Raw genomic sequence first — 26,964 nt, forward strand, 5'->3', positions numbered from 1 at the left:
GGGGGACTCGGCTCCGGGGGGCTCAAGTTCGCAACTGGCCGAGTCTTTCGTGGGCGTCCATGGCCAGCAGGGCCAGCACGGCGACCAGCAGCAGGTAGTGCAGGCCGTATTGCAGCTTGACCTGCGGTGAGGCAATTTCCTGGGTTGTCGGGGCATTGCCCTTCAAGGCTGACCATACTTTGGGCAGCGCCAGGATGGCTATGACGACAAGGAGAGGGCTGGGCTTCCACCAGAACACCGCGCACAGCAGGGGCATGCCCAGCAGCCACAGTTTGTTCGAGATGACAGAGACGATGCGCCCTCCATCCAGCGGGGTCAGGGGAATCAGGTTGAACAAGTTCAGCACGAAGCCCGCGTAGGCAATCGCCATCCACAATGCCTGGCCGTTCTCGCGGGCATAGAGATAGCATAGAAAGGCGCCGGCGGTGCCCAGCATGGGTCCAGCCAGGCCGACATAGGCCTCAGTTTCCGGGTCGAGCTGGGTGGTTTTGAGCGAGATCCAGGCGCCGACAAATGGAATGAAGACCGGCATGCCCACTTCCAGGCCACGCTTTTTCGCGGCGATGTAATGGCCCATCTCGTGCAGGAACAGCAGGCCGATGAAGCCCAGGGCATAGGGCCAGCCATAGTGCATGCTGTAGACGAAAACCGACACCAGCATGCTGCCGCTGGACACCAGCAATTTGCCCAGCTTACCCGCGAATAGCAAGGCCAGCAGGAACTTCATGCGTTAGCCCCGAGCTGCTGCAGTGCCGCCTGGTAGGCCGCGCCGATTTGTTTGCTTTTACGTTCCGCCAGGGCCTGTAATTCGCTGCCCAGGGAGGCCACCTTGTCGGGGTGGTATTCACCCATCAGCCGGCGGTAGGCGTTGCGGATGTCTTCCAGGCTGGCGTCGGGTGACAGTTCCAGTACCTGGTGCCAGGGCGGGTCCAGGGAGGCGGGCGCCACGTGGCTGGGCGCTTTGGCGGTAAATAGCGAGACCACCCAGTAGCCCAGTACCAGGCCACCGATGACGATGATGATTTCTGTGGTACTCAAGGAGCGTTCTCTGCAGGAGCAAATCGCAGGCGCGCATTCAGCAGCGCGGGCATTTCGGAGCTGGCTTCGTCTTCGCAGGCGATCTGCTCGTCTAGTCGCAGCAGGCATTGCGCCTTCACTTGCGTCAGGGTCGTCGGGTCTAGCAGGCGCAGGCAGGCGGCTTCGAAGTCTTCCACCACCGGCTGGGTGGCGCATAGCTTGCGCACCAGGTTCAATGCGAACGGCGGGCAGCTCAGGCATTCGAATGCCAGCGTGCCAAATGGTCCGTTTTGCAGGCCCAGCGTGTGCCGTCGACGCCACAGCAGCAGCAGCGCAGTGGCATTGCTCAGGTACATCAGGGCTAGCGCCGGCACCACGGCCCACAGCCCGGCGCGGGTGAACAGCCCCAGCGGTAGGCCTACGAAAAGACAGGCGGCCGACAGCCAGATCCATGGAGTGAATACCCGCAGCGCCGGTAAAGTGTCCAGCACCCGTGGTGTGGCGCGGACTTGTGTCGTACCGGCATAGCGCCAGCGCAGCACGAACAACTGCCGGTGCGGCGTGAGTGGGTTGGGCAGATAAGGTTCACGGCCGCGTATCTTCCAGCGCTGCGAGCCAAAGGCGGCCAACCAGCCGGCACGCCTGTGTACCAGCACGGCCTGGTTGCCCGACAACAGTCGTGCCGAGTCGTAGAGGTAGAGAGCCAATGCCAGCAGCATCAGCGCCGAAGCGGCATCCACGCCTATTTGCGCTTGAACAGCTTGCCTATGCTGCCCAGGAACACTGCGGCCGCAGCAGCCACCAGCTTCCAGGAGGCCGCCAGAACGCCTACCAGCACCTTCCAGAAGCCGGTCTTGGTGGCCACTGCGGCTGCGCCGCCGGCGACGAGGGCCGCCAAGCCGAATTGGGCAATGCGGTCACCGGACTTGAATTCAGAGTACTTTTCGCCGGCTTTGAACTCGAAGCCTGTCAGCACGGACTTGAATTCCTTGACATCTGCGTCCAGTGTTTCGGGGCTGGATACCAGCACCGCGCTTTCGTAGCCTGTGCGGCCCAGCAAGCGTACGGTGTAGTTGATGATGGGCCGGTCGTGGCTGGCAGAGCGTAGCCGCAGCGCCCACTCCAGGTGCTTGGTGGTGGGGTCGTAGTGCGGGGGAATGTACCAACCGTCGGTATACAGATCAGGCATGCCACGTTTGCGGCGCTCTTCGTTGCTGGGGCCGTCGTGGCTCTTGAGCTGCTTGAGCAGTTCGTCAGCATCGATCTTCTCGTCGTCTTTCACGTAGCCGGCCGGGTCGAATGAGAATGCGGCCCACCAAGAATTGCCCATCAGGATGTTTTCGGCCGAGGGTAGATTGCCCGTCAGCTCCAGAAACTTGGAGCCATTGGTGGTATCCAGGAATTGCGAGTCCTTGGGTATTTTCAGTTCAGCCTTGTCTTCCAACGCGGCGGTAACCGGGCCGTTTTGCCAGGCCAGGGCCTTGAGGGCGGCGTTCGGGTCTTCAGAGGTGGCAGCTTGCGTCAAGGTACCCAAGGTCAGAATAGCTATCGCTAGAGCGGCGTGCCTGAATCTCAACATATTTCCCCAATCATGCTGTATGGGCCTCGAGTGGCTGCATTGCATTTGTCCACTCGGAGCACTTGTGTCTATTTGTAAATGACGCAGCAGATTATTGACCGGCGGATCTGATGGAACGAAGGGAATGGAGCAGGTGCTCATTCTTTTGAATGAAAACACAGCTTAGCGCGCCCAACATTTAGGAGGTGCTAAGTTAGTGGTGGCAAATGGCGTACTTCAGGCCGTGGGGCGGGGTAGCTCTATGACAAAGCAGGCGCCACCGCCTTCGCGGCCTTCGCAGCGGACGCTGCCACCGTGGCGTTCGGCGATGGACTTGACCAGGGCCAGGCCCAGGCCTACACCGCCATCGCGTTCGCTGGCGCCGGGCAGGCGGTAGAAGGGCTCAAAGATGCGTTCGCGCAGCTCGGCCGGTACGCCGGGGCCGCGGTCGAACACGCGCAGCACCGCGTTGCCGCCGTGCCGCTGCAGGGTGACGTCCACCTCGCCACTGGTGTAGCGGCGGGCGTTTTCCAGCAGATTGCGTACGGCGCGGCGCAGCAGCTTGGCCACACCCTGTACCTCGTAGCTTTGGTCGGGCTCGCCTTCCACGCCGACCTCGAACGAGGCATCGGTGCGGGCGCATTCTTCGGCCACCAGGCCGGTCAGGTCCACCTCTTCCACCGTGCCTAGGTCGGCTTCCTTGGCGTCTAGCCGGCTGGCCAGCAGGATTTCGTCCACCAGCTGGTCCAGCTCGGCGATGTTTCGGCTGATCTCATTTTTGAAAGCCGGGGAGGGCGAGGAGCCCATGAGCTCGATGCCCATGCGGATGCGCGTCAACGGCGAGCGCAGTTCGTGCGAGGCATTGGCCAGCAGCGACTTTTGCGACTGCAGCAGGGTTTTGTGCGAGGCCACCAGGGTTTCGATGCGTTCGGCGGCGGTGTTGAAGCGCTGCGCCAGCAGGCCGGCCTCGTCGCGGCCATGGATGGGCACGCGTACCGACAGGTCTCCGGTGCCCCATTGCTCCACGCTGCGTTGCAGCGATTCCAGCCGCCGTGTCAGGCGCCGGATGATGGGGTACATGGCCAGTGCCATGGCAATGCCGACCATGCCCAGCGTCCAGAAGAAGCCGAACGGCGGCCGCAGCCACCAGGTGCGCGCCGGGCGCGGCAGGTGGATCAGCACCCGCTGGCCGTCGTGCATGCGGACCACGAATTCGGGGCCGCGGTTGTCCATGGTTTCGGGCGAAGGTGGGGGCAACTCTGTCAGGTCTTCACCGTCGTCCGGTAAGGCCGGGGCTGCCGGGGCGCTGGCGGGCGGGACGATCTGCAGGCCGTCGGGCGAGACGCGCAGTTGGCGGGTCGTGCCCTTGCCGATGATTTCGCCGGCCCGGTTGCGTATCACCAGGTCGTGCAGCGGCGGGTCGGCTGCCATGCGCCAGGCCAGGCCGACCAGCAGCATCAGCACGGCCAGGGCCAGCAGCACAGCCAGCCAGATGCGCACATACAGGCGCTGCAGCAGCGAGGGCAGGGAGGGTTGCATCGGGACGTAGTCCATCTCAGTTCTATCCGGTCGGGCTGTGGAGCCGCAAAATGTACCGCGCTTCTGTGCGGCACCGCAGAGAGAACCGGACGGCGGGCTAGTCTTGCTGTTTGGCGAAGACGTAGCCGGCGCCGCGTACGGTGACGATGCGGCGCGGGTTCTTGGAGTCGGTCTCAATGGCGGCGCGGATGCGGCCCATGTGCACGTCGATGGAGCGGTCAAAGGCCTCGAGTTCGCGGCCGCGCACGGCTTCCATGATCTGGTCGCGCGTCAGCACGCGGCCGGCACGTTCGGCCAGCGCCACCAGCAGGTCGAACTGGTAAGAGGTCAGGTCGGCCGGCTGGCCGTTGACGGTAACGGAGCGCGCGTCGCGGTCGATCTCCAGCGAGCCGAAGCGCAGCACTTTGTTGGCGGTGTTGGCGGTGTCGCCCTGGCGGCGCAGGATGGCGCGGATGCGCGCCAGCAGTTCGCGTGGCTCGAAGGGCTTGGGCAGGTAGTCGTCGGCACCCAGTTCCAGGCCGATGATGCGGTCCAGCGGGTCGCCCTTGGCGGTCAGCATCAGCACTGGCACCTGGGCGATGTCGCCGGTGCTGTTGCGGATGCGTTTGCACACTTCCAGGCCGTCCAGGTCGGGCAGCATCAGGTCCAGGATCACCAGATCGGGACGGGTCGGGCCGCTCTGGCCCTGCAACTGCGCCAGACCGCCCATGGCCGTAGGCTGGTGCGACACGTTGAAGCCGGACTGGCCCAGGAACTCGCCGACCATGCTGGCCAGGCGGGTGTCGTCTTCGATCATTAGCAGGTTTGCGCTCATGGGGTATCCGTTAAGTGGTCTGGCCGTTGGGAAAGCATTTGTAAAGCACGATGGTGCGCCTTTGCCGCCAATATGGGTTGTAGCCACCGTAAAGATAGGTAAATACTTTACATCCAAATTGCTATCAAATAAATAGCTTCCGGCGCTTGCTCCTTCTGCGCTAAAGACGGTTTTTGCCGTATCAGCCTTTGTTCCGCTGCATACGCCACAGCAGCAGCAATAGCAGCATGGGCGGGATCGCGGTCAGGCCAGTGGCCACGAAGGCCGTGGCGTAGGCGCCCAGCAGGCCATAGGTGGGCGTGAGCGTTTCGACGGCAATTCCAGAGAATCCTTTCAGGAACTTGCCCAGCAACGCGTAGGTCGAGGACAGCATGGCGTACTGCGTGGCGGTGTAGCCCAGGCTGGTCAGGCTGGACATATAGGTCACCAGGGCGACGCCGGCAAAGGCCTGTGCAAATGCATCCAGCGCCATCACCGCGGCAAAAACCTCGGTGCTGGCATGGAAGCTGAGCAAGGCGAATGCAGCCGTGCCGAAGCCTTCGAGCACCAGCCCCGCCACCAGCGTGGGCAACAAGCCCAGCCGGATGGCGCTGATGCCGGCCGCCGCGATGCCCAGGAAGGTGGTGACCAGGCCAAAGGAGCCGCGCACCCAGGCTACCGTGTCTTTGGCGAGGCCGAGGTCGTGGTAGAACGGGTTGTACATCGGCCCCATCACAAAGTCGGGCAGGCGGTACAGCGCCACCATCAACAGCATGACCAGTCCGGCGACCTTGTGCTTGGCGAAGAAATCGACGAACGGCCCGACGATGGCATCAGCCAGGCCGCGCAAGGTCCACAGCGAGGGCTTCTGCTGCAGCACCACATCGGCACGCGCCGGCTCGGATGCGTACAGGGTTGCCACCATGCACAGCGCCATCAGCACCGCCATGCCCACATACGACATGCTCCATCCGACACGGGCCGCGGCGGCGATGATCAAGGCATCGGTGATGAGCAGGGCCACGCGGTAGCCTACCTGCGCCGCCGAGGTCATCAGGCCCACCTCGTCCGCGTCAGCGGCCGACTCGATACGCCAGGCGTCGATGGCGATGTCCTGCGTGGCCGAGGCAAAAGCCGTCAGCAGGGCGAACGCGCCTATGGCGGCCAGCCCGCCGGCCGTGCCTACGGTAGCCATGCCCAGCAGCCCTATGGTGACCAGGATCTGGCATAGCAGCATCCAGCCGCGGCGCCGGCCCAGGCGGCCCAGCAGCGGCACATCGATGCGGTCTACCAGCGGCGACCAATACACCTTGAACGCATAGGCGAATCCAACCCAGGAAATGAAGCCTATGGCCACCAGGCTGGTGCCGTCGTCCCGCAGCCAGTAGCCAAAAGTATTCGCGGTCAGCAAAAAGGGCAGGCCCGAGGCAAAGCCCAGCGCCAACATGACCGCCACCTTGGGCTGCCTGAGTTCTCTCAGCACCTCCATCGCTGAACGTTTGCGGCGCGGGGCGGAGGCAGGCTCTGGCTGAGGGGAGATCGGGGTACTGGCAGAAGAGGGGGACGTCATCCGGGAATAATACTTGCTGCGTTATAGATGGCTTGCAATATGGAAAGTAGCTACAAATGCAGTTGAAAGTAGGTTGGATGTCGTTTTGCTTGGGTCTGGCCTTGGTGCAGACACCCTCGGTGTGGGCGCGCGACGGCGTGGACGTGGGGGGCAACTCGGCCTTCTCCAAGCTGGTGTCGGCCGACCAGGTGGAGGAAACCGCCAAGCTGCAATACCAGCAGACTTTGCAGCAGGCGCAGCAAAAGCAGGCACTGGCGCCCGCCGATCACCCGCAATTGGTGCGTTTGCGCCGCATTGCGCAGCGCATCATTCCGTATACCGCCGACTGGAACCCGCGCGCCAAGGACTGGAAGTGGCAGGTCAACCTGATCGGCAGCAGCCAGATCAACGCCTGGTGCATGCCCGGCGGCAAGATCGCCTTCTACACCGGCATTCTGGACAAGCTGCAGCTCAACGACGACGAAGTCGCCGCCGTGATGGGCCATGAAATCGCCCACGCCCTGCGCGAGCATGCGCGTGAACGCATGGGTAAGTCCGCCGCCACCAATCTGGGCGCGAATCTGCTCAGCCAGCTGCTGGGTGCCGGCACTCTGGGCCAGCAGGTGATTGGCGGTGGCGCACAGCTACTGAACCTGCAGTTCAGCCGGTCCGATGAAACCGAGGCGGACCTGGTGGGCCTGGAGCTGGCAGCCCGCGCCGGCTTCGACCCGCGTGCCGGCATCAGCCTGTGGAAGAAAATGAGCGCCCAGAATACGGGGGCTCCGCCGCAATGGCTGAGCACCCACCCGGCCAGCAGTACGCGCATCGCCCAGATCGAGAAGAATCTGCCCAAGGTGTTGCCGCTGTACGAGCAGGCCAGGAAAAGTTAAACCCTGAAAGTTCTATGCGATGGTGACCTGCTACCTGCGTTATGTGATCGATCCCTACAAGCTCGCCGAATTCGAGCATTACGGCAAGCTGTGGATTCCGCTGGTGGAAAAATTTGGCGGCCAGCACCACGGCTACTTTCTGCCCTCCGAGGGGGCGAACAACATCGCGCTGGCGATGTTCACCTTCCCGTCGCTGGCCGAGTACGAGGTGTACCGCGCCGCGTCCCTGCAGGACCCGGAATGCCAGGCCGCCTTCCGCTATGCCGGAGAGACGCGCTGCATCCTCAGCTACGAGCGCAGCTTCTTCCGGCCTATGTTTTCCTGAGTTTCCAGGATTTAAGTAAAAAGAGCTGCCGGCGCAGGTATCACCTTCACCAGCAGCTCTTTTTTTGATAGCAATACAGGTGAGCGTCAGGCTGACGTGGCCGGGTCTATCAGCGCCAGCAGCGGCGCATAAATGTGCGCACCAGCGGCGATGATGGGGTTGCCCTTGTGCAGCCCGTTGTGTGCCAAGAAGTCATTTACCTGGCCGCCGGCCTCGCGCACCAGCACGATGGCGGCCAGGCAGTCCCAGGAGTTGATGTGCGGCTCGTAGTAGCCAATCAACCGGCCGGCCGCCACATAAGACAGCATCAGCGCACCCGAGCCGTTGCGGATGAACATGCCGCCCGCCTCCAGCACCCGGCCCAGAAACGGCACAAAGGCGCTGACCGGCACGCGGTGTGAGAAGCCCACGCCCAGCACGCCTTCGGTGATGCTGTGGGCCTGGTGCGCATGGATGGGCTGCTGGTTGACGAAAGCGCCGTGGCCGTCGCAGGCGTGGAACATCTCGTTGCTGTTCGGGTCGAACACCACGCCGATCACCGGCTTGCCCTGGTGGGTCACGGCGATGGACAGGCACCAGGCATGCATGCCGTTGACGAAGCAGGCGGTGCCGTCGATCGGGTCTATGACCCACAGATAGGCCGCGTCCTCGCGGTCCAGCCCGCCTTCTTCGCCCAGAAAGCCGTCGTCTGCAAACTGCGCCAACACCTGGGCGCGGACGTACAGCTCGGTGTCTTTGTCGGCGGCGCTGACCATGTCCTGTAAACCCTTGGACTCAATCACCAACTGGTCGCGCTGGCGGAACCATTCCAGGGCCTGCATGCCGGCCTGGCGGGCAATGCTCTGGGCCAGCGCGTAGCGCGCGGCAATAGCTGCGGTGCTCATGCCTGGCCTCCTACGATGCAAACTCCGTGCTGGGCGAAGCGGATACCGACCGACGCGCCCACGGCCAGCGGTTGGTGCATATCGGTCTGGCGCACAAACAATTCGCCCAGCGGCGATTCCACGGCGTACTGCATCTCCGTCCCCAGGAAGGCCGCGTGGCGGACCTGGCCGACCAGGGCGTCGCTGCCGGTGGCGGCCGTGAGCTGCACAGCGTCCGGCCGCACGGCGATGCGTATGTCGCCGCGGTAGGCGCGCGGGTTGGCCAGTGGCACGGCCAGGCCGCCCAGCAGGCAGTCGGCCTTGCCGTCCGCCAGGGCGCCGCGCACGCTGCCGCTTACACGGTTGGCGTCGCAGATGAAGTCGGCCACGAACTCGTCTGCCGGGGTGTCGAACAGTTCGCGCGGCGTGCCCTGCTGGGCGATGCGCTGGTTGTTCATCACGATGATCTGGTCGGACACGGCCAGGGCTTCTTCCTGGTCGTGGGTGACGTAGACCGCGGTGAGCTGCAGGCGCTGCTGGATCTCGCGGATTTCCTCGCGCACGCGGCGGCGCAGCTTGGTGTCCAGGTTGGACAGCGGCTCGTCGAGCAGCAGTACCTGGGGTTTGAGCACCAGGGCCCGGGCCACGGCCACACGCTGCTGCTGGCCGCCGGAGAGTTCGCTGGGCAGGCGCGGGCCGAAGTCGGTCAGGCCGACCAGGCGCAGGCCTTCCATGGCCTGCTCGCGTGCATCGGCCTTGCGGGCACCGCCCACCTCCAGGCCGTAGGCCACGTTTTCCAGCACCGTCATGTGCGGGAACAGTGCGTACGACTGGAACACCATGCTAACGTTGCGCTCGATGGCCGACTGCTGGGTTACGTCCTGGCCGGCGATGAAGATGCGCCCTTGGCTCACATGTTCCAGCCCGGCTATCAGCCGCAGCGTGGAGGTCTTGCCGCAGCCGCTGGGGCCGAGCAGGGTGACCAGCGTGCCCTGCGGAATGCTGAAAGACACATCGTTGACGGCGACGACCTTGCCGTATTGTTTGGTGACGCGCTCGAAGACCAGCGCGCCCTGCGTTGCGGCAGTGCTCATGATTCCACCTTTAAAGAAAATACCGGGGCAGGGGCGGCACCCTCTACCCGTTCCACTCTGCGCAGCCGGCGTTTGCCGACCAGACTCTGTGCGGCCAGCACGATCACCAGCATCACCACGATCAGCGCGCTGGAATAGGCGATGGCAATGCCGTACTGCCCGTTCTCCACCAGGCCGACGATGTAGGCCGTGGCCATGTTGTACTTGGCGCTGACCAGGAACACCACCGCACTGATCGAGGTGATGGAGCGCACAAAGCTGTACACCAGGGCTGCGCTCAGCGCCGGCCGCATCAGTGGCAGGATGACGCGGCGCGCGGTAGTGAAACTGTTGGCGCCCAGCATGGTGGAGGCTTCATCCAGGCTGCGGTCCAGCTGGCTCATGGCCGCCATGCCGCCACGCAGGCCTACCGGCATGTTGCGGAACACAAAGCACAGCAACAGGATGGCGGCGGTGCCTGTCAGCTCAATCGGCGGCACGTTGAAGGCCAGGATGTAGCTGATGCCGATGACGGTGCCAGGGATGGCAAAGCTCAGCATGGTGGCAAATTCGAATGTACCCTTGCCGGCAAACTTTTGCCGCACCAGCAGCCAGGCGGCGACCAGGCCGAGGGCGGCGGTCAGCGGCGCCGAGATGCCGGCAATCATCAGGCTGGTGAACAACGAGTCCCAGGCCGTGCCTATCCAGCGCAGGCCATGGCCGTCGGACTCGATGCCGAAAGCGCTGGCGTAGTGGCGCAGTGTGAAGCTGTTGTCGCGGCCCCATTGGTTGACGAAGCCACCGGCTAGGATCATGCCGTACAGCACCAGGGTAAAGCCGGTCCATAGCGTGGCGATGACTGCCAGCACGGCCGACAGGCGCCGGTCCAGCCCGGCGTGTTGGCCGTTGTCGGCCTTGCCGGTGACCGTGGTGTAGGACTTGTTGCCCAGCCAGTGGCGCTGGGCCAGGAAGGCGCTGACGGCGAACACCAGCAGGATCAGGCCGAGCCCGGCTGCACGGCCGCCGTCGTTCTGCGCACCGACAATGGCGAAATAGATTTCAGTCGACAGCACCCCAAAATTGCCGCCCAGCACCATAGGGTTGCCGAAGTCGGCCATGCTTTCGATGAAGGCCACCAGGAAGGCATTTGCCAGACCCGGGCGCATCAGCGGCAGCGAGACGCGCCAGAAGGTGGTCCAGCGCGAGCCGCCCAGGGTTTGCGAGGCTTCTTCCACCGAGGGGCTCACGCCCTCGACCACACCGATCAGCACCATGAAGGCGATGGGCGTGAACGACAGTAGCTGCGCCAGCCACACGCCGTAAAAGCCATAGAGGCCGCGCCCTGCGGGAACCTGGAATACGGAAGCCACCCAGGCCGACACCACACCGCTGCGGCCGAACAAGAGGATCAGCGCTAGGCCAATGACGAAGGGCGGCGTGATGATGGGCAGCACCGTGAGCGCACGCAGGATGCGTTTGAAGCGGAAGCCGGTGCGTGTGACCACCAGCGCAAAGGTCAGGCCCAGCAGGGTCGAGCCGGCGGCAGTGCAGAGCGCCAGGAAGACTGTGTTCCAGGCCACGCCGCAACCACGGGCACTGGCCACGCAGGCCAGCGACCAGATGCGTCCATCGGCCACGCGGGCCCAGGCAGCGTGCAGGCTGTAGCCGGTCTCTTGTTCAAACGCGCCGGCCAGCACGCGCAGCACCGGGAACATCACGAACAAGCCCACCAGGGCCGCCAGCATGGCGATGACACCGCAGACGAATACATCGCCGCGACAAGCGCCCATCCAGGCGGCGCCGGTGCTGAGCACAAACAGGGCGCTGGTGGTGAACAGCAATGCTCCCCAGCCCAGGCCGGGCAGACCGGCGGCGCTTGGCCCCCAGCCTAGATAGGCCAGCCACAGCAGGGCTGCGGTGGCCAACCCGCACAGTCCCGCGCCCTTGGCTCGGCGCTGTAAGGGCAGCAGGCAGACCAGGGCCACCAGTGCCGGCCATAGCACCAGGGGTAGCAGGCCGTAGCGCTGCAGGCCTAGCACCTGCCACAAGGCGCCGGCGGTCTGCGCGTCGCCGGGCCAGCCGGTGTGCAACCATTCGCCGCCGAACAGGCCGGCTTCCTGTACGTGCCAGGGCGCCAGCACGCTTGCCATCAAAGCCAGCCAGAGCCAGCCGCGTAAAGACTTCATCACAAACTTTCTTTCAGGGGGCGGATCAGCGCGACAGCGAGAAGATCTCGTCGTCCCAGCGTTTCAGCAGGCGCTTGCGAACTTCGTCGCTCCCGTATTTGGCGAAGTCGTAGTTGATGGTCTTGACGGTTTCCAGGCGCGGCGCCTTGGCGGGGATGGTGGCGGCCTTGTTGGACGGCACCTGGTAGGAGCCGGCTTTGACGGCCAGGGACTGCACATCGGCGCGCAGCGCGAACTCATAGAAGCGCTTGGCAGTGGCCATGTTTTTCGCGCCCTTGACCAGGCTCATGGAGCCGATCTCGTAGCCCGTGCCTTCGCAGGGCGACACCACTTCCACCGGGAAGCCGGCGATGGTTTCCTTCAGCAGGTCGTGCTGGAAGGTGATGCCAATACCGGTTTCACCGCGTGCAAGCGCCTTGGCCGGTGCCGAGCCGCTCTTGGTGTACTGGCCCACGTTGTCGTTCATTTTCTTCATGAACGCGAAGGCTTCGTTCTCGCCCTGCAGCTGGGCCAGCGTGGCGATAGTGGCATAGGCGGTGCCGGAGGAGTTGGGGTTGGCGATCTGGATCTCGCCCTTCAGGGCTGGATTCAGCAAGTCCTTCCAGCATTTGGGCGGAGCGATGTTCTTCTGCTTCAGCACCTCGGGGTTGTAGCCAATGCCCAGCAGGCCGGCATAGATGCCCACCGTGCGGTAGCCGGAGATTTCGGCCTGCTTCTGTGCCCAGGGCTGCAGCTTGTCGAGCAGGGGTGATTTATAGACCTCGGTGTAGCCGGCGGCTGCGGCCTGGAGGTGCGGATCGCCGGTGCCGGCCCACCAGATGTCGGTCTTGGGGTTGCTGGCTTCGGCGCGGATCTGGGCAAAGATTTCGCCTGCGCTTTTGCGCACCATGGATACCTCGACCTGGGTTTCCTTTTCAAACGCGTTGCGCATCAGCTCACACCAGTCGTTGTCGGCTGCGCACAGCACGTTGAGGCGGTCTGCAGCCTGACTGGCCAGGGGCAGTAGCAGCAGCGCGGCGAGCGCCAGTTTGGGGGATGTATTGCGTTTCATGCTTGTGTCTCCAAGGTCGATGGCAGAGGGGTGCAAACGCGTTGCACACGTGTGCAATGTAGATCACACACGAAAACCATGCACTAGGGTCTTCCCTCGGAAGCCTCTGGTCTCTGGTAAGTGCTAGATGCGGGTGCTGCTGCGGCCCATGAGCGTGACCGGCACTTGCAGCGTGCGACCGGGCATGTCGGGCTCGGCCATGCGTTCGGCCAGGCAGGCAACTGCGCTTTGGGCCAGTGCATCCACGTCCTGGCGCAGAGTGGTCAGTGCATAGGCCGAAAGGCTGGCCATGGGGATGTCGTCAAAGCCTATGACCTGGAAATCCTCAGGTACCCGCAGCCCCATATGCTGGCGTGCGCCGTCCACCAGGCCACAGGCCAGCACGTCGTTGGCGCAGAAGATGCCGTCTGGCCGGGTCGGCGTGTCGGATAGCAGCGTCTGCACGGCATCGAAGCCGCCGGCATAGCTGGCCGCGGGAGCGTCCACGCAGCGCAGGCTGAGCTCGCCGCGCTGCGCGGCAGGCGCCAGGGTCTGCACGAATCCCTCGCCACGGATGCGGGCGCTGTAGGTGGCGGTAACGGAGCTGAGGAAGACCAGCTTGCGTGCACCCTGCGCGACCAGGGCGCGGGCTGCCATGGCACCGCCGGCAAAGTGGTCGCTGTTGACTACGTCCACACCTTCCAGATCGGGCGAGCGGTTGATCATGGCCACGGGCACGCGCAGCCGCAGGTATTCCTGGGCTAGCTCTATGGGCGGTGTGCCCGAGGTCAGGATGACCCCGGCAATCCGGTACTGCAGCAGGTGCCGCAGCGATTTGGCCAGCTGCTCTGGCTCGCTGGCGTCCATCAGCAGCGGGGCCAAGGAGCGCAGTGCCAGGTGGTGGGTGATGGGCCCGAGCAGGCTCTGCAGAAAGGGGTCGCTAAAGCCCTTGACCACCACGCCGACGAGATTGCTCTGGCGTTGGATCATGCTGCGCGCCAGCATGTTCACCTGGTAGCCCAGAGCCTCGGCGGCGCGTTGCACCTTTTCCCGGGTTTCGGGCGAGACGCTGGCGCCTTCCGTGAAGGTGCGCGATACCGCCGAGCGCGACACCCCGGCCTTGCGCGCCACGTCGGCGGCGGTGATCCAGGACGAATGGTTGTCGGTGGCCATGGGGCGATGCCGGTTTACAGCGCGAAGTCGTAGTCGATGGTGATAGGCGCGTGGTCGGAGAACTTCACATCCTTGTAGATGTGCTCGCTGCGTGCCAGGGCTGCGATGGCTGGCGTGGCCAGGTGGTAGTCCAGCCGCCACCCCACGTTGTTGGCATAGGCCTGGCCGCGGTTGCTCCACCAGGTGTAGGCGGTGTCGGTGGCGGTGGGCTGCAGTTGCCGGTACACGTCGACCAGGCCCAGGCCTTCGGCGGCCAACGGGTCCAGGTCTGCACGGGCCAGCAGGTGGGTCATCCAGGCGCGCTCTTCGGGCAGGAAGCCGCTGTTTTTCTGGTTGCCGCGCCAGTTTTTCAGGTCCATGGCCTGGTGGGCGATGTTGACGTCCCCACAAAGGATGAAATCGCGGCTTTGCTTTAAGGCGGTCAGGTAGGGGCGCATTTCGGCCAGAAAGCGGAACTTGGCCTGCTGTCGCTCGTCACCCGAAGAGCCGCTGGGAAAGTAGCAGCTGATGATGGAGAACTTGCGCTTGGGCGTGTCAAAGCGCAGTTCCACGTAGCGGCCTTCGGCGTCAAATTCCGGTGAACCATAGCCCGTCACGACTTCGCTAGGGGTATGTTTGCTGTACACGCCCACGCCGGAGTAGCCCTTCTTTTCGGCGAAGTGAAAGTAGCCTTGCAGGCCGGCCATTTGTTCGAATTTGCCCTGCACATCGGCCGCCTGGGCCTTTACTTCTTGGACACAAATACAATCCGGCGCAGTGGCGGCGATCCAGGCTTCTACGCCTTTGGTGGCAGCCGAGCGGATACCGTTTAAATTCAGGCTGGTTAATTTGAACAAGGAATTCCCCCATGGTGGAAAGTAAAGCGCCGGGCAGTTTGGCGCAGGATTTTGTGCAGTTCGCGGTCGATGCGGGGGTGCTGCGCTTTGGTGAATTCAAAACCAAAGCCGGCCGCTTAAGCCCCTACTTCTTCAACGCTGGCTTGTTCGACGACGGCGCCCGCATGCAGCGTCTGGCCGAATTCTATGCACAGGCCTTGCTGCACAGCGGCATCGAGTTTGACATGATTTTCGGCCCGGCCTACAAAGGCATTCCGCTGGCCGCCACTGTGGCGGTGGAGCTGGCCCGGCATGGCCGCAACCTGCCATTTGCCTACAACCGCAAGGAAGCCAAAGACCACGGCGAGGGTGGCACCCTGGTAGGCGCGCCGCTCAAGGGCCGGGTGCTGATCGTGGACGACGTGATGTCGGCCGGCACAGCCGCCCGCGAGTCGATTGCCCTGATCCAGGCTGCCGGCGCCACGCCCCATGCGGTGGTGATTGCGCTGGACCGCCAGGAAATGGCGACCGAGGCTGGGCGTGATGTACCCCACAGCGCGGTGCAGTATGTGCGTGACCAATTGGGCATGCAGGTGTGCGCTATTGCGAAGCTGGCCGACTTGCTGCAATATTTGGAAACAAATGGCACAGACGAATTACGGGCTCACTACCCGAAGGTGCTGGCATATAGGCAGCGCTACGGCGTAGACAAAGGAACCGTGTGATAGCTTGGGTGAGGTGTTTGGGGATGTTTGCTCTGTGTGCTGGCCTGCACCTTGGTACGGGCGCGCAAGGCATCTTCACCTGCATAGACGGGCGGGGCAAGCGTCTCACCTCTGACCGGCCGATTCCCGAATGTATGGACCGCGAGCAAAAAGAGCTCAACTCCAGCGGCACGGTGAAACGCAGTGTTGCCCCCGTGCTCACCCCGCAAGAAGAAGCCGCCCAGGCCGCCCTGGAGAAAAAGGACACGGAAGACAAGGCCCGTGCCAACGAAGAGCGCCGGCGCAACCGCGCGCTGCTGGCCCGCTACAAGAACCAGGCCGCGCACGACGCCAGCCGCAGCGAAGCCCTGACCCAGGTGGACGAGGTGATCCGCGCGGCCAATACCCGTTTGGCCGATCTGGCGCAGCAGCGCAAGTCCCTGGACGCAGAGATGGAGTTTTACGCCAAGGACCCCAGTAAAGCACCGTTTGCCCTGCGCCGCCGCATGACAGACAACGACGAGAGCGTGCTGGCCCAACAGCGCTTCATCGCCAACCAGCAGCAAGAGAAGCAGCGCGTGAACGACCGCTTCGACGAAGAGCTGGCCCGGCTCAAGCCCCTGTGGAGCGGGGCCCGCTGAGCCGCCGGGTTATCAGGCCAGCTTGGCCTTCAGCAGTTCGTTGATCTGCCCTGGGTTGGCCTTGCCCTGGCTGGCCTTCATGATCTGACCCACCAGCGCGTTCAAAGCTTTGCTGTTGCCGGCTTTGAACTCGGCCACGTTCTTGGCATTGGCCGCAATCACCGTATCCACGATGGCTTCCAGCGCGCCGCTGTCGTTCATCTGGCGCAGCCCCTTGGCTTCGATGATGGCGTCCACCTGGGCGTCGGCATCGGTCCACAGCGCATCGAACACCTGCTTGGCGGCATTGTTGGAGATGGTGCTGTCGGCAATGCGCACCAGCATTTGCGCCAGTTTCGCCGCCGGCACGGGGGCCTGGGCAATGCCCAGGTCTTGCCCGTTCAGGCGCCGTGCCAGCTCACCCATGATCCAGTTGGCGGCCAGCTTGGGTTGGGCGCCGGCGGCAATGGCGGCTTCGAAATAGCCGGCAATGTCCTTGCTTTGGGTCAAGGCATTGGCGTCGTATTCCGACAGGCTGAAATCGGCCACAAAGCGGGCCGCCATGACACGGGGCAGCTCGGCCATTTCGGAGCGCACGCGCTCCACCCATTCGGGCGCCACCACCAGCGGCGGCAGGTCGGGGTCGGGGAAGTAGCGGTAGTCGGCGGCGTCTTCCTTGGTCCGCATGGCACGGGTTTCGCCGGTGTCAGGGTTGAACAGCACCGTGGCCTGCTGGATCTCCAGCCCGTCTTCGATCTGGTCGATCTGCCAGCGGACTTCGTAGTCGATGGCCTGCTGCATGAACTTGAAGCTGTTCAGGTTTTTGATCTCGCGGCGTGTGCCCAAGGGGCCGCCGGGCTTGCGCACCGACACGTTGGCGTCGCAGCGGAACGAGCCCTCTTGCATGTTGCCGTCGCAGATGCCGATCCAGGTGACGATCTTGTGCAGCTCCTTGGCATAGGCTACCGCCTCGGCGCTGGAGCGCATGTCCGGCTCGGTAACGATCTCCAGCAGCGGCGTGCCGGCGCGGTTCAAGTCGATACCGGTTTGGCCAATGAAGTCTTCGTGCAGCGATTTGCCCGCATCTTCTTCTAAATGTGCGCGCACCAGCCGCACGGACTTCTTCTCGTCGCCCAGGAAGAACTCTACGCTGCCGCCTTGCACCACCGGAATCTCGAACTGGCTGATCTGGTAGCCCTTGGGTAGATCCGGGTAAAAGTAGTTTTTGCGCGCAAACACGCTGCGCGGCGCGATGTGCGAGCCCAGCGCCAGGCCGAGCTGGATGGCGCGTTCGACCGCACCCTTGTTCATCACCGGCAGTGTACCGGGCAAGGCCAGATCGACCGCGCAGGCCTGGGTATTGGGTTCGGCACCGAAGGCCGTGGAGGCACGGCTGAAGATTTTGCTCTGTGTGGAGAGCTGGGCATGGGTTTCAAAGCCGATGACGACTTCATAGCCCTGCACCAGCAGGGAGGTTGTAGCTTTGCTCATGTCAGATACCGGCGGGTTGCTGGAGATGGAAATCGGTGGCTTGCTGGAAGCGGTGCGCCACGTTCAGCAGCTTGGCTTCCTGCAGGTAGTTGCCTATCAGCTGCAGGCCGACAGGCATGCCGGCCTCGCCAAAGCCGGCGGGAATGCTCATGCCAGGCAGGCCGGCCAGCGACGAGGGCAGGGTGAAGATGTCGGCCAGGTAGCTGGCGACCGGGTCGGCGGACTTGTCGCCCAGCTTCCAGGCCACGGTGGGCGCCACCGGGCCGGCGATCACGTCGCACTGCTGGAAGGCTTGCTGGAAGTCGTCGGCAATCATGCGGCGGATTTTTTGCGCCTGCAGGTAGTAGGCGTCGTAGTAGCCGTGGCTCAACACATAGGTGCCGATCATGATGCGGCGCTTCACCTCGTCGCCAAAACCTTGGGCGCGGGTCTTTTTGTACATATCGACCAGGTCGACGTATTTGTCGGCCCGGTGGCCGAATTTCACGCCGTCGAAGCGGCTCAGGTTACTGGAGGCCTCGGCCGGCGCAATGATGTAGTAGACCGGGATGGCCATTTCCGTGCGCGGCAGTGTGATGGGCACCAGCTTGGCGCCTAGTTTGGTGTATTCCTGCAGCGCGGCATCCACGGCGGCTCGTACGTCAGGCGCCAGACCCTCGCCGAAAAATTCCGCCGGTACGCCGATACGCAAGCCTTCGATGGAGTCGTTCAGCTGGCGGCTGTAGTTCTCGGCGGGCAGGTCCAGCGAGGTGGAGTCGCGGTCCAGGTCCGGGCCACAGAGTGTGCTCAGCAGCAGCGCGCAGTCTTCGGCGCTGCGCGCCATCGGACCGGCCTGGTCCAGGCTGGAGGCAAACGCCACCATACCGTAGCGCGACGCACGGCCATAGGTCGGCTTGATGCCGGTAATGCCGCAGAACGATGCCGGTTGGCGGATGGAGCCGCCGGTGTCGGTGCCGGTGGCTGCCGGCACCAGGCGCGCGGCCACGGCGACCGCGCTGCCGCCCGACGAGCCGCCGGGGATGCGGCTGGTGTCCCAGGGGTTTTGCACGGGCTGGAAGGCAGAGTTCTCATTGGCCGAGCCCATGGCGAATTCGTCGCAGTTCAGTTTTCCCAGGGTAACCACGCCCTGCTGCGCCAGTTGATTGACAACTGTGCTATCAAAAGGTGAGCGATAGCCGGCAAGCATCTTGGAGCCGGCGGTGGTCGGGAAGTCTTTGGTGGCGAAGATGTCCTTGTGCGCCATCGGCACGCCTTCCAGCGTACCGGCCGTGCCATTGGCCAGACGCGCATCGGCGGCCTGGGCCTGGCGTAGGCTGACGGCTTCGTCCATGGCCAGGTAGGCGCCCAGCGGCGCGTGGGTTTGCGCGCGGGCCAGGAAATGCTGGGTCGTTTCGACGGCGGAGACCTTGCGTGCGCGCAGCTCTTGGGCCAGTTCGACCAGCGACAGGTCGTGGAGTTGGGAGGGGAGGCTCATGGCGCTTTATTCAATGACTTTAGGGACGAGAAACAGGCCGCGTTCCACGGCAGGGGCGGTTTGCTGGTTGGCTTCGCGCTGGTTGGGCTCGCTGACCACGTCGTCGCGCAGGCGCAGCGTGATGTCCTGGATGGCGGCCACCGGGTGCGCCAGCGGTTCAATCCCGGTGGTGTCCACCGCGCGCATTTTTTCCACAATGCCAAAAAAACCATTGAGTTGCGAGAGCAGGCGCTCGCTCTCGGCGGGTTGGAGTTCTAGCCGTGCCAGATTGGCAATGCGGTCGAGTTCTGGAAGCGTCAGGGCCATGTGTAAGACAGGTGAGAAAACGAAAGTAAAGTGCCGTTTACGCGGCGTACGCGGGCGTTCTGCACAGGGGATGCGGTATTATCCCGCCTTTGGTGTATCCGCTGCGAAATCGCCGGTATTTGCACCGAAAACCCCTATTTGACCCGTTATACAGGGCGATGGCAGGCCGATGCGCAGGCCATGCCTGAGAGGATTTTGCATGTTTGGGACTTTTCGTCGGTACTTTTCCACCGACTTGGCCATTGACCTTGGCACCGCCAACACCCTGATTTACGTACGCGGCAAGGGCATTGTGCTCGACGAACCGTCCGTAGTCGCCATCCGCCATGAAGGCGGACCCCAGGGTAAAAAAACCATCCAAGCCGTAGGCAAGGAAGCCAAGGCCATGCTGGGCAAAGTGCCCGGCAACATCGAGGCCATCCGCCCGATGAAAGATGGCGTGATCGCCGACTTCACCGTCACCGAGCAGATGCTCAAGCAGTTCATCAAGATGGTGCACCCGCGTGGCGTATTCCGCCCCAGCCCGCGCATCATTATTTGCGTGCCTTGCGGCTCTACCCAGGTCGAGCGCCGCGCCATCCGTGAATCGGCTTTGGGCGCCGGCGCCTCCGAGGTGTACCTGATCGAAGAACCCATGGCAGCGGCCATCGGCGCCGGCTTGCCGGTGTCGGAAGCCAGCGGCTCCATGGTGGTGGACATCGGCGGCGGTACCACCGAAGTCGGTGTGATCTCGCTCGGCGGCATGGTCTACAAGGGCAGTGTGCGTGTTGGTGGCGACCGTTTCGACGATGCCATCATCAACTACATCCGCCGCAACTACGGCATGCTGATCGGCGAGCCCACCGCCGAAGCCATCAAGAAGAATATCGGCTCGGCCTTCCCCGGCTCCGAAGTCAAAGAGATGGAAGTCAAGGGCCGCAACCTATCTGAAGGCGTGCCGCGCAGCTTCACCATCTCCAGCAACGAAATTCTGGAAGCGCTGACCGACCCGCTGAACAACATCGTGGCCTCCGTCAAGAACGCACTGGAACAAACCCCGCCTGAACTCGGTGCCGACATTGCCGACCGCGGCATGATGCTGACCGGCGGTGGCGCCCTGCTGCGCGACCTCGACCGCCTGCTGGCCGAAGAAACTGGCCTGCCGGTGCTGGTGGCCGAAGAGCCACTGACCTGCGTGGTACGCGGCTGTGGTATCGCCCTGGAGCGGATGGAGCGTTTGGGCTCCATCTTCACCAGCGAATAAGCCGGTTTTAGCGACTTCCAACCAGAGGTACAGCGATGCCACTTGGTACGCTGGACAGAAACCCCCCACCGTTCTTCAAACAGGGCCCTTCGGCCCTGAGCAAGCTGATTTTCTTTAGCGCCCTGGCCCTGTTTCTGATGGTGGCCGATGCGCGTTTTACCCTGATGCGGCCATTGCGCGCCGCTTTGGCCACCGTGCTGTACCCCGTGCAGTGGGTGGTGATGGAGCCGTTGCGCTTGGTACGTGGTGGGGGCGCCTACATGGAGTCCCTGTCCAGCCTGCAGGCCCAGGCCGACCAGGCCCAGCGCCAACTGGCAGCCCAGTCGCAACGCGCCGGTCAGGTGGAAATGCTGGCGCTGGAGAACCAGCGCCTGCGCCAGCTGCTGGAGCTGCGTGCCCAGATATCCACGCCACAACAGACGGCCGAGGTGTTGTACGACGCGGCCGATCCCTATACCCGCAAGGTCATCATCGACAAGGGCACGACCCAGGGCGTGGTGGCCGGCTCGCCCGTGCTCGACGGACTGGGCGTGCTGGGCCAGGTGACGCGGGCCCACCCCATGGTCAGCGAGGTCACTTTGCTGATCGACCGCGACCAGGCGATTCCCGTGCTGAATACCCGCACCGGCGCCCGCAGCGTGGCCTATGGCGACCCCACTAGCGCCTCGGGCAGCCAGCTGGAGCTGCGCTTCATGGCCGGCAATTCGGACGTGCAGGTGGGTGATGTGCTGACCACCAGCGGGGTGGACGGCGTCTATCCGCTGGGTCTGCAGGTGGCCAAGATCGCCCGTATCGAGCGGCGCGCCGACTCGGCCTTTGCGCGTATTTACTGCAGCCCGGTGGCCCAGGTATCGGGCGCACGCCATGTGATGGTGCTGCAACCCGTGGGTCTGCCCGATCTGCCCGTGCCAGCTCCTGCGGCTGCTCCCAAAAAAGGAGCAAAGAAGTGAGCACTTATATGCGCAGGGGCTGCTTATGATCATGCGTCCTGGCCAGCAGCTGCTGTTGCCTGCAAATCCAGTTTTCATTGCTTTCAGCCTGGTGCTGGCGCTGTTCTTCAATATGGCGGTGAACATGGCCTGGGGCCGTGTGCCCTGGGTGCCGGACCTGCTGGCCGTATTGCTGGTGTTCTGGAGCGTGCATCAGCCCCTGCGCGTGGGGATTGGTACGGCCTTCTTTTTCGGGCTGTGCATGGACGTGCACCAGACCGGCCTGTTGGGTCAGCATGCGCTGTCCTACACCGTGCTCAGCTTTCTGGCGATTGCCATGCACCGCCGGCTGCTGTGGTTTACGGTGCCGTCCCAGGCCATGCAGGTGCTGCCATTGTTCGTGGCGGCCCATGTGATCGATCTGGTGCTGCGCATGCTGGGCGGCGGCATCTTCCCTGGCTGGTGGATGTTGCTGGCCCCTCTGCTGGAGGCCGTGCTGTGGCCTTTCGTCAGCGTGGCCTTGCTGGCGCCACAGCGCATGGCACCCGACCCCGATAAAACCCGGCCTCTATGACCGAACTGAAGGATGTTGGCGCCGAGCTGTCGCGCTTTCGCACACGGCTGGTGGCGGCAGGGGTGGTGGTGGCGCTGGCCTTTAGCGGGCTGGTGGCGCGGCTGGGCTATTTGCAGATCGTGCGGCATGAGGACTTGCTGGAGCAGGCCGAAAACAACCGCACGGCGATTGTCCCGGTGGTGCCTAACCGGGGTCTGATCCTGGACCGCAATGGCGTGGTGCTGGCCAGCAATTACTCGGCCTACACCCTGGAGATCACGCCCAGCAAAGTGGAGGACCTGGAGGAAACCATCGAGGGCCTGTCCCAGGTGGTGGATATCCAGCCGCGCGACCGGCGCCGTTTCAAGAAACTGCTGGAGGAGTCGCGTAATTTCGAATCGCTGCCCATCCGCACCCGGCTGACGGATATCGAGGTGGCCCGCTTCTCCGCCCAGCGCTACCGCTTCCCGGGTGTGGACGTGAAGGCCCGCCTGTTCCGCAGCTACCCTTACGGTGAGTTGGCCAGCCACGTGATCGGCTACATCGGTCGCATCAACCAGGCCGAAAAGGCGCGCATCGACGACTCGGACGATGCCGACAACTACAGCGGCACGGAATACATAGGCAAGCTGGGCGTGGAGCAAAGCTATGAAGCCCAGTTGCACGGCCTGACCGGGGTGGAGGAAATCGAAACCTCGGCCGGCGGCCGTGCCGTGCGCAAGCTGGCCAGCAACCCGGCCACTCCCGGCAACACCGTGGTCATGTCCATCGACATCAAGCTGCAGAAGCTGATCGAAGACCTGTACGGCGACCGGCGCGGTGCCATGGTGGCGCTGGACCCGAAGACCGGCGAGGTGCTTGCTTTTGTCAGCAAACCGACCTTCGACCCGAACCTGTTTGTGGAAGGTATCGATGCAGAGAACTGGGCCGCGCTGAACGAGTCGCCCGACAAGCCGCTGCTGAACCGGGCTCTGCGCGGCACCTACCCGCCAGGCTCCACCTACAAGCCCTTCATGGCCCTGGCCGCGCTGGAAACCGGCAAGCGCACGCCACAGCAGGCGATTTTCGACCCCGGCTTCTTCCTGCTGGCCGGCCACCGCTTCCGTGACGACAAGGAAGGTGGCCATGGCACGGTGGATATGTACAAATCCATCGTCCAGTCCTGCGACACCTATTACTACATGCTGGCCAACGACATGGGCGTGGACCTGATCCACGACGAAGTTGGCAAGTTCGGCTTTGGCAGCCTCACCGGCATCGACATCTACGGCGAGGTGCGCGGCATTCTGCCGTCCACCGACTGGAAGCGCCGCGCCTACAAGCGGCCCGAGCAACAGAAGTGGTATGCCGGCGAAACCATCTCGCTGGGCATTGGTCAGGGCTATAACAACTTCACCATGCTGCAGCTGGCCTCGGCCACCGGCATCATCGCCAACGACGGCGTGAAGATGAAGCCCCACCTGGTGAAAGAGGTGGTGGACGTGGTCTCGCACACCGCGCAGCAAACCCTGCGCGAGATCAAGGCCGAGTCGATTGCCAAGGCCGTGAACATCGACGTCATCAAGAAAGCCCTGGTGGGCGTGAACGTGGAGGGCACGGGCGCCACGGCCTTCCGTGGCGCCAGCTATGTGGCTGCTGGCAAGACCGGCACAGCCCAGGTGGTGACCATAGGCCAGAACGAAAAATACAACGCCGCGCGCACCGCCGAGCGCTTCCGCGACCACGCCTTGTACATGGCCTTCGCCCCGGCGGACAACCCGACGATCGCCCTGGCCATGGTGGTGGAAAACGCCGGCTTTGGTGGAGCCAATGCCGCGCCGATCGCGCGCCGTGTTTTCGACTACTGGTTGCTGCACCAATACCCTTCGGTAGAAGACATGGCAGCGGTACAAAAGGGCCTGGCCCAGACCCCCATAGGCACGCCACGTGCCGTGGCCGATGTGCCCGACCTGCCCGGCGCGCCGGCCTCTCCTCCTGTGGCGGCGGCTTCTGTCGCTGCTGGAGTGGCCTCTGCGGCGTCCGGCGCATCTGCACCGCGCGCACCTGCCAGTCGGCCGGTACTTGTACAGAAAAAAGCCGGCTAGCGCAGGTAGTAACTGCGCAGGTGGCTATCTAATTCGTAGCAATACAGCCCTGGCGTGCTATTGCAAAAAGGCGGCGTAGCCGGTCTTCAAGATCAGCGCGCTCACCACCGCGATGAACACGCCGCGTACAAAGCCCGTGCCATGCTTCAGCGCCAGGCGCGAGCCCAGCACGCTACCCACCACATTGGCGATGGCCATGAACAGCACGTAGTGCCACCAGATGTGGCCGGTGGAGATGAACAGAATCAGCGCCGCCAGGTTGGTGGCGGTGTTCAGCAACTTGGCCGAGGCCGAGGCGGTCAGAAAGTCGTAGCCCAGCCAGCGCACCAGCAGAAACACGAAAAAGCTGCCCGTGCCGGGGCCAAAGAAGCCGTCGTAGAAACCAATCGTCAGCCCGATGGCGCTGGCCACCAGCGCCTCCTGGCGGCCGCTGAAGCGCGGCGCATGCACCCGGCCCAGGTCTTTTTTTACCAGCGTATAGCCCAGCACGGCGACCAGCACCAGGGGCAGCAGCTTGCGCAAGAAGTCGGGCGAAATTACCGTGACCAGCCAGGCGCCGCCGAAGGCGCCCACAAAGCCGGCCAGTGCGGCTGGCAGCAGCGCAGCCCAGCGCATCTCGACGCGGCGGCTGTACTGCCAGGTGGCAAAGCCCGTGCCCCAAATTGAGGCGCCTTTGTTCACGCCGAACAGCGTGGCGGGGTGGGTGCTGGGGAAGGTGGCGAACAGGGCGGGCACCAGGATCAGGCCGCCACCGCCAACGATGGCATCGATAAAACCGGCCAGAAGTGAGGCCAACGAGACAAATAGGAGTTCCATGCCGGGGATTTTCCCATCCCTGGTTTGCTATTTATTTGGTAGCTGGTTGCGCAGGAAGAACCTGCGCTAGAGGCGATTTTTGTCCAGAAAATAAAAAAGCGCCGGGATGAAGCGGCGCTTTTGAAAAACATCTCGTTCGGATGTCTAAATCATATTTTGATAATTCTGCTGGATGTCTCCCCGGACCCTCGCTGGTAGAGGCGCTGGTCCTCTCTGCAAGTGGCGTAAATGTAGCCCCATGTCGGTGCACGTGTATGAGGACTTACCCTGGCCCGGCCAGGCGTTTGATCTACATCAAAGTTCCGGCCGAAGTATCCACTCGGCGGCCTTTTCGGCCAGCATCAGCGTGGGGGCATTGGTATTGCCGCTGGTGATGCTGGGCATGGCGCCCGCGTCCACCACCCGCAGACCGGCCACGCCGCGCACCCGCAGGCGGCTGTCCAGCACGGCCAGCGGGTCATCGGCGCGGCCCATGCGGGTGGTGCCCACGGGGTGGAAGATGGTGGTGGCGATGTCGCCGGCCAGCGCGGCCAGTTCGGCATCGCTCTGGTACTGCGCGCCGGGCTTCCATTCCTCGGGGCGGTAGGGTGCCAGCGCCGGTTGGGCGACGATGCGCCGGGTCATGCGCAGCGAATCGGCGGCCACCTGGCGGTCTTCGGCCGTGCTCAGGTACTGCGGTGCGATGGCCGGCGGGTCGTCCATGCGCGGGCTCTGGATCTGCACCGAGCCACGGCTGGTGGGGTTGAGGTTGCAGACGCTGGCGGTAAACGCTGGGAAGCGGTGCAGCGGCTCGCCAAACGCGTCCAGCGACAGCGGCTGCACGTGGTACTGGATGTTGGGGTAGGGCCGGCCCGGGTCGCTGCGGGTGAAGGCCCCCAGCTGGCTGGGCGCCATGCTCATCGGGCCGCTGCGGTGCAGCGCGTATTCCAGTCCGATGCGGGCCTTGCCCCACAGGCTGTTGGCCAGCACGTTCAAGGTGGGTACGCCCTGCACCTTGAACACGGCGCGTATCTGCAAATGGTCTTGCAGGTTGGCCCCCACGCCGGGTAGCTCGTGCGCCACGGCAATGCCGTGCCGCTGCAGTAGCGCACCCGGGCCTATGCCGGACAGCTGCAGTATCTGTGGCGAGCCTATGCTGCCGGCGCACAGAATGACTTCTTGCGCCGCGTGGACCGTGAGCATCTGCCCGTCCACCCGCACCTGGGCGCCGGTGCAGCGCAGGCTGCCGTCGGCCTGGGTGGCGGTGTTCAGCTTCTCCACCTGGGCCGAGGTCCACAGCGTGAAGTTGGGCCGGCCCATGCAGGCCGGGCGCAGAAAGGCCTTGGCCGTGTTCCAGCGCCAGCCGCGCTTTTGCGTGACTTCGAAATAGCCCACGCCATGGTTGTCGCCGCGGTTGAAGTCGGGGCTGGCGGGTATGCCGGCCTGCTGGGCCGCCAGGGCGAAGGCGTCCAGCACGTCCCAGCGCAGGCGCTGCTTTTCAATGCGCCATTCGCCGCCCGCGCCGTGCAGCGCGTCGCCGCCCAGGTAATGGTCCTCGTGGCGGCGGAAGTAGGGCAGGGTTTGCTCCCAGCTCCAGGCCGGGTCGTCGGTCAACCTGGCCCAATGGTCGTAGTCGCGGGCCTGGCCGCGCATATAGATCATGCCGTTGATGCTGGAGCTGCCGCCCAGCACCTTGCCGCGCGGGTAGCGCAGCGCGCGGCCGTTGAGGCCAGGCTCGGGCTGGGTACGGTAGAGCCAGTCTGTGCGCGGGTTGCCTATGCAGTACAGGTAGCCCACGGGGATGTGGATCCAGGGGTAGTTGTCGTGGCGGCCGGCTTCCAGCAGCAGCACGCGGCGCTGCGGGTCTTCGCTCAGGCGCTTGGCCAGCAGGCAGCCAGCGGTGCCGGCGCCGATGATGATGGTGTCGAAATGCGTGTCCACGGGGCGGCTCAAG

Annotated in this window: 26 protein-coding genes; 8 read left to right on the top strand and 18 right to left on the bottom strand. The window is 63.9% G+C overall.

The genetic code is table 11. The features are described from left to right. Positions 1 to 22 precede the first annotated feature (22 nt). The 7 genes from AC07O2_RS20220 to AC07O2_RS20250 form a co-directional block, all read right to left on the bottom strand. Positions 23 to 727: a site-2 protease family protein gene (locus AC07O2_RS20220; RefSeq protein WP_495234162.1), complete on the bottom strand. Its 705-nt coding sequence runs from the start codon at positions 725 to 727 to the stop codon at positions 23 to 25. After that, positions 724 to 1,038, bottom strand: a complete 315-nt coding sequence (locus AC07O2_RS20225) for a J domain-containing protein (protein ID WP_495234163.1) — start codon at positions 1,036 to 1,038, stop codon at positions 724 to 726. Before AC07O2_RS20225 ends, AC07O2_RS20220 begins: the two co-directional genes overlap by 4 nt. Next, entirely contained in the window at positions 1,035 to 1,757 is a 723-nt protein-coding gene (locus AC07O2_RS20230) for a hypothetical protein (protein ID WP_495234164.1), read from the bottom strand. The genes AC07O2_RS20225 and AC07O2_RS20230 overlap by 4 nt, the downstream gene beginning before the upstream one ends. A gap of 2 nt (positions 1,758 to 1,759) precedes the next feature. Further along, on the bottom strand, positions 1,760 to 2,551 hold the full coding sequence (locus tag AC07O2_RS20235; RefSeq protein WP_495105570.1) for a DUF2167 domain-containing protein: 792 nt from the start codon (positions 2,549 to 2,551) through the stop codon (positions 1,760 to 1,762). A 261-nt stretch (positions 2,552 to 2,812) separates the two neighbouring features. Continuing rightward, positions 2,813 to 4,129, bottom strand: coding sequence for a sensor histidine kinase (locus AC07O2_RS20240; RefSeq protein ID WP_495234165.1), 1,317 nt, complete (start codon positions 4,127 to 4,129; stop codon positions 2,813 to 2,815). 82 nt (positions 4,130 to 4,211) lie between these two features. Beyond that, entirely contained in the window at positions 4,212 to 4,928 is a 717-nt protein-coding gene (locus AC07O2_RS20245) for a response regulator (RefSeq protein WP_495099709.1), read from the bottom strand. A 181-nt stretch (positions 4,929 to 5,109) separates the two neighbouring features. Continuing rightward, positions 5,110 to 6,363, bottom strand: coding sequence for an AmpG family muropeptide MFS transporter (locus tag AC07O2_RS20250; protein ID WP_495234166.1), 1,254 nt, complete (start codon positions 6,361 to 6,363; stop codon positions 5,110 to 5,112). 170 nt (positions 6,364 to 6,533) lie between these two features. On the opposite strand from AC07O2_RS20250, the gene AC07O2_RS20255 reads away from it, so the two are divergent. Together AC07O2_RS20255 and AC07O2_RS20260 are read left to right on the top strand one after the other, a co-directional pair. Further along, positions 6,534 to 7,346: a M48 family metallopeptidase gene (locus AC07O2_RS20255; protein ID WP_495105573.1), complete on the top strand. Its 813-nt coding sequence runs from the start codon at positions 6,534 to 6,536 to the stop codon at positions 7,344 to 7,346. A gap of 19 nt (positions 7,347 to 7,365) precedes the next feature. After that, positions 7,366 to 7,671 carry an NIPSNAP family protein gene (locus AC07O2_RS20260; RefSeq protein WP_495099706.1) on the top strand — a complete coding sequence of 102 codons (306 nt, stop codon included), beginning with the start codon at positions 7,366 to 7,368 and terminating at the stop codon, positions 7,669 to 7,671. Positions 7,672 to 7,757: 86 nt separating this feature from the next. Here the strand turns inward: AC07O2_RS20260 and AC07O2_RS20265 are convergent, their stop codons facing one another. From AC07O2_RS20265 to AC07O2_RS20290, 6 genes are all read right to left on the bottom strand, one after another. Then, entirely contained in the window at positions 7,758 to 8,555 is a 798-nt protein-coding gene (locus tag AC07O2_RS20265; RefSeq protein ID WP_495234167.1) for an inositol monophosphatase family protein, read from the bottom strand. Beyond that, the gene (locus AC07O2_RS20270; RefSeq protein ID WP_495234168.1) at positions 8,552 to 9,628 is read right to left on the bottom strand and encodes an ABC transporter ATP-binding protein; all 1,077 of its coding nucleotides are present in this window, start codon (positions 9,626 to 9,628) and stop codon (positions 8,552 to 8,554) included. Before AC07O2_RS20270 ends, AC07O2_RS20265 begins: the two co-directional genes overlap by 4 nt. Continuing rightward, positions 9,625 to 11,793, bottom strand: coding sequence for an ABC transporter permease (locus AC07O2_RS20275; RefSeq protein ID WP_495234169.1), 2,169 nt, complete (start codon positions 11,791 to 11,793; stop codon positions 9,625 to 9,627). The genes AC07O2_RS20270 and AC07O2_RS20275 overlap by 4 nt, the downstream gene beginning before the upstream one ends. A 25-nt stretch (positions 11,794 to 11,818) precedes the next feature. Beyond that, entirely contained in the window at positions 11,819 to 12,844 is a 1,026-nt protein-coding gene (locus AC07O2_RS20280; RefSeq protein WP_495234170.1) for an ABC transporter substrate-binding protein, read from the bottom strand. Positions 12,845 to 12,967: 123 nt separating this feature from the next. Then, a complete protein-coding gene (locus AC07O2_RS20285; protein WP_495234171.1) occupies positions 12,968 to 13,996 on the bottom strand; it encodes a LacI family DNA-binding transcriptional regulator in 1,029 nt (342 codons plus the stop codon). A 14-nt stretch (positions 13,997 to 14,010) separates the two neighbouring features. Then, entirely contained in the window at positions 14,011 to 14,832 is an 822-nt protein-coding gene (locus AC07O2_RS20290; RefSeq protein WP_495099698.1) for an exodeoxyribonuclease III, read from the bottom strand. Between the two features lie 11 nt (positions 14,833 to 14,843). Between AC07O2_RS20290 and pyrE the strand changes: the two genes are divergently transcribed. Beyond that, the gene (pyrE, locus tag AC07O2_RS20295) at positions 14,844 to 15,536 is read left to right on the top strand and encodes an orotate phosphoribosyltransferase (RefSeq protein ID WP_495099697.1); all 693 of its coding nucleotides are present in this window, start codon (positions 14,844 to 14,846) and stop codon (positions 15,534 to 15,536) included. A gap of 23 nt (positions 15,537 to 15,559) precedes the next feature. Beyond that, on the top strand, positions 15,560 to 16,156 hold the full coding sequence (locus AC07O2_RS20300) for a DUF4124 domain-containing protein (protein ID WP_495234172.1): 597 nt from the start codon (positions 15,560 to 15,562) through the stop codon (positions 16,154 to 16,156). A gap of 12 nt (positions 16,157 to 16,168) precedes the next feature. Here the strand turns inward: AC07O2_RS20300 and gatB are convergent, their stop codons facing one another. From gatB to gatC, 3 genes are read right to left on the bottom strand one after another with little or no spacing between them, the layout of a single operon-like run. Then, positions 16,169 to 17,626: an Asp-tRNA(Asn)/Glu-tRNA(Gln) amidotransferase subunit GatB gene (gene gatB, locus AC07O2_RS20305; protein ID WP_495234173.1), complete on the bottom strand. Its 1,458-nt coding sequence runs from the start codon at positions 17,624 to 17,626 to the stop codon at positions 16,169 to 16,171. Between the two features lies 1 nt (position 17,627). Then, positions 17,628 to 19,100 (bottom strand): Asp-tRNA(Asn)/Glu-tRNA(Gln) amidotransferase subunit GatA, encoded by a 1,473-nt coding sequence (gene gatA, locus AC07O2_RS20310; protein ID WP_495234174.1) that lies wholly within the window; start codon positions 19,098 to 19,100, stop codon positions 17,628 to 17,630. Between the two features lie 6 nt (positions 19,101 to 19,106). Next, on the bottom strand, positions 19,107 to 19,406 hold the full coding sequence (gene gatC / locus AC07O2_RS20315) for an Asp-tRNA(Asn)/Glu-tRNA(Gln) amidotransferase subunit GatC (RefSeq protein WP_495099693.1): 300 nt from the start codon (positions 19,404 to 19,406) through the stop codon (positions 19,107 to 19,109). Between the two features lie 199 nt (positions 19,407 to 19,605). On the opposite strand from gatC, the gene AC07O2_RS20320 reads away from it, so the two are divergent. Genes AC07O2_RS20320 through mrdA form a run of 4 tightly spaced genes read left to right on the top strand, consistent with a single transcriptional unit; the run spans position 19,606 to position 24,215 of the window. After that, positions 19,606 to 20,649: a rod shape-determining protein gene (locus AC07O2_RS20320; RefSeq protein WP_295952839.1), complete on the top strand. Its 1,044-nt coding sequence runs from the start codon at positions 19,606 to 19,608 to the stop codon at positions 20,647 to 20,649. 35 nt (positions 20,650 to 20,684) lie between these two features. Beyond that, positions 20,685 to 21,599 carry a rod shape-determining protein MreC gene (mreC, locus tag AC07O2_RS20325; RefSeq protein WP_495099692.1) on the top strand — a complete coding sequence of 305 codons (915 nt, stop codon included), beginning with the start codon at positions 20,685 to 20,687 and terminating at the stop codon, positions 21,597 to 21,599. 25 nt (positions 21,600 to 21,624) lie between these two features. Then, on the top strand, positions 21,625 to 22,152 hold the full coding sequence (mreD, locus tag AC07O2_RS20330; protein WP_495099691.1) for a rod shape-determining protein MreD: 528 nt from the start codon (positions 21,625 to 21,627) through the stop codon (positions 22,150 to 22,152). Then, positions 22,149 to 24,215: a penicillin-binding protein 2 gene (gene mrdA / locus AC07O2_RS20335; protein ID WP_495234175.1), complete on the top strand. Its 2,067-nt coding sequence runs from the start codon at positions 22,149 to 22,151 to the stop codon at positions 24,213 to 24,215. The genes mreD and mrdA overlap by 4 nt, the downstream gene beginning before the upstream one ends. A gap of 57 nt (positions 24,216 to 24,272) precedes the next feature. Here the strand turns inward: mrdA and AC07O2_RS20340 are convergent, their stop codons facing one another. Then, positions 24,273 to 25,031, bottom strand: coding sequence for a sulfite exporter TauE/SafE family protein (locus AC07O2_RS20340; protein WP_495099689.1), 759 nt, complete (start codon positions 25,029 to 25,031; stop codon positions 24,273 to 24,275). A 294-nt stretch (positions 25,032 to 25,325) separates the two neighbouring features. Next, positions 25,326 to 26,951, bottom strand: coding sequence for a GMC family oxidoreductase (locus AC07O2_RS20345; RefSeq protein WP_495234176.1), 1,626 nt, complete (start codon positions 26,949 to 26,951; stop codon positions 25,326 to 25,328). Positions 26,952 to 26,964: the final 13 nt, after the last annotated feature.

The organism is Rhodoferax sp. GW821-FHT10B06 (assembly GCF_059415605.1).

What these genes read in the sequence shown, in the direction of transcription:
- AC07O2_RS20245 (WP_495099709.1), bottom strand. Translation starts at nt 4,928, where the DNA reads ATGAGCGCAAACCTGCTAATGATCGAAGACGACACCCGCCTGGCCAGC.
- AC07O2_RS20270 (WP_495234168.1), bottom strand. Translation starts at nt 9,628, where the DNA reads ATGAGCACTGCCGCAACGCAGGGCGCGCTGGTCTTCGAGCGCGTCACC.
- gatC (WP_495099693.1), bottom strand. Translation starts at nt 19,406, where the DNA reads ATGGCCCTGACGCTTCCAGAACTCGACCGCATTGCCAATCTGGCACGG.
- AC07O2_RS20275 (WP_495234169.1), bottom strand. Translation starts at nt 11,793, where the DNA reads ATGAAGTCTTTACGCGGCTGGCTCTGGCTGGCTTTGATGGCAAGCGTG.
- AC07O2_RS20220 (WP_495234162.1), bottom strand. Translation starts at nt 727, where the DNA reads ATGAAGTTCCTGCTGGCCTTGCTATTCGCGGGTAAGCTGGGCAAATTG.
- pyrE (WP_495099697.1), top strand. Translation starts at nt 14,844, where the DNA reads ATGGTGGAAAGTAAAGCGCCGGGCAGTTTGGCGCAGGATTTTGTGCAG.
- gatA (WP_495234174.1), bottom strand. Translation starts at nt 19,100, where the DNA reads ATGAGCCTCCCCTCCCAACTCCACGACCTGTCGCTGGTCGAACTGGCC.
- AC07O2_RS20320 (WP_295952839.1), top strand. Translation starts at nt 19,606, where the DNA reads ATGTTTGGGACTTTTCGTCGGTACTTTTCCACCGACTTGGCCATTGAC.
- AC07O2_RS20240 (WP_495234165.1), bottom strand. Translation starts at nt 4,129, where the DNA reads ATGGACTACGTCCCGATGCAACCCTCCCTGCCCTCGCTGCTGCAGCGC.
- mreC (WP_495099692.1), top strand. Translation starts at nt 20,685, where the DNA reads ATGCCACTTGGTACGCTGGACAGAAACCCCCCACCGTTCTTCAAACAG.
- mrdA (WP_495234175.1), top strand. Translation starts at nt 22,149, where the DNA reads ATGACCGAACTGAAGGATGTTGGCGCCGAGCTGTCGCGCTTTCGCACA.
- AC07O2_RS20280 (WP_495234170.1), bottom strand. Translation starts at nt 12,844, where the DNA reads ATGAAACGCAATACATCCCCCAAACTGGCGCTCGCCGCGCTGCTGCTA.
- gatB (WP_495234173.1), bottom strand. Translation starts at nt 17,626, where the DNA reads ATGAGCAAAGCTACAACCTCCCTGCTGGTGCAGGGCTATGAAGTCGTC.
- AC07O2_RS20260 (WP_495099706.1), top strand. Translation starts at nt 7,366, where the DNA reads ATGGTGACCTGCTACCTGCGTTATGTGATCGATCCCTACAAGCTCGCC.
- AC07O2_RS20265 (WP_495234167.1), bottom strand. Translation starts at nt 8,555, where the DNA reads ATGAGCACCGCAGCTATTGCCGCGCGCTACGCGCTGGCCCAGAGCATT.
- mreD (WP_495099691.1), top strand. Translation starts at nt 21,625, where the DNA reads ATGATCATGCGTCCTGGCCAGCAGCTGCTGTTGCCTGCAAATCCAGTT.
- AC07O2_RS20255 (WP_495105573.1), top strand. Translation starts at nt 6,534, where the DNA reads ATGCAGTTGAAAGTAGGTTGGATGTCGTTTTGCTTGGGTCTGGCCTTG.
- AC07O2_RS20285 (WP_495234171.1), bottom strand. Translation starts at nt 13,996, where the DNA reads ATGGCCACCGACAACCATTCGTCCTGGATCACCGCCGCCGACGTGGCG.
- AC07O2_RS20340 (WP_495099689.1), bottom strand. Translation starts at nt 25,031, where the DNA reads ATGGAACTCCTATTTGTCTCGTTGGCCTCACTTCTGGCCGGTTTTATC.
- AC07O2_RS20300 (WP_495234172.1), top strand. Translation starts at nt 15,560, where the DNA reads ATGTTTGCTCTGTGTGCTGGCCTGCACCTTGGTACGGGCGCGCAAGGC.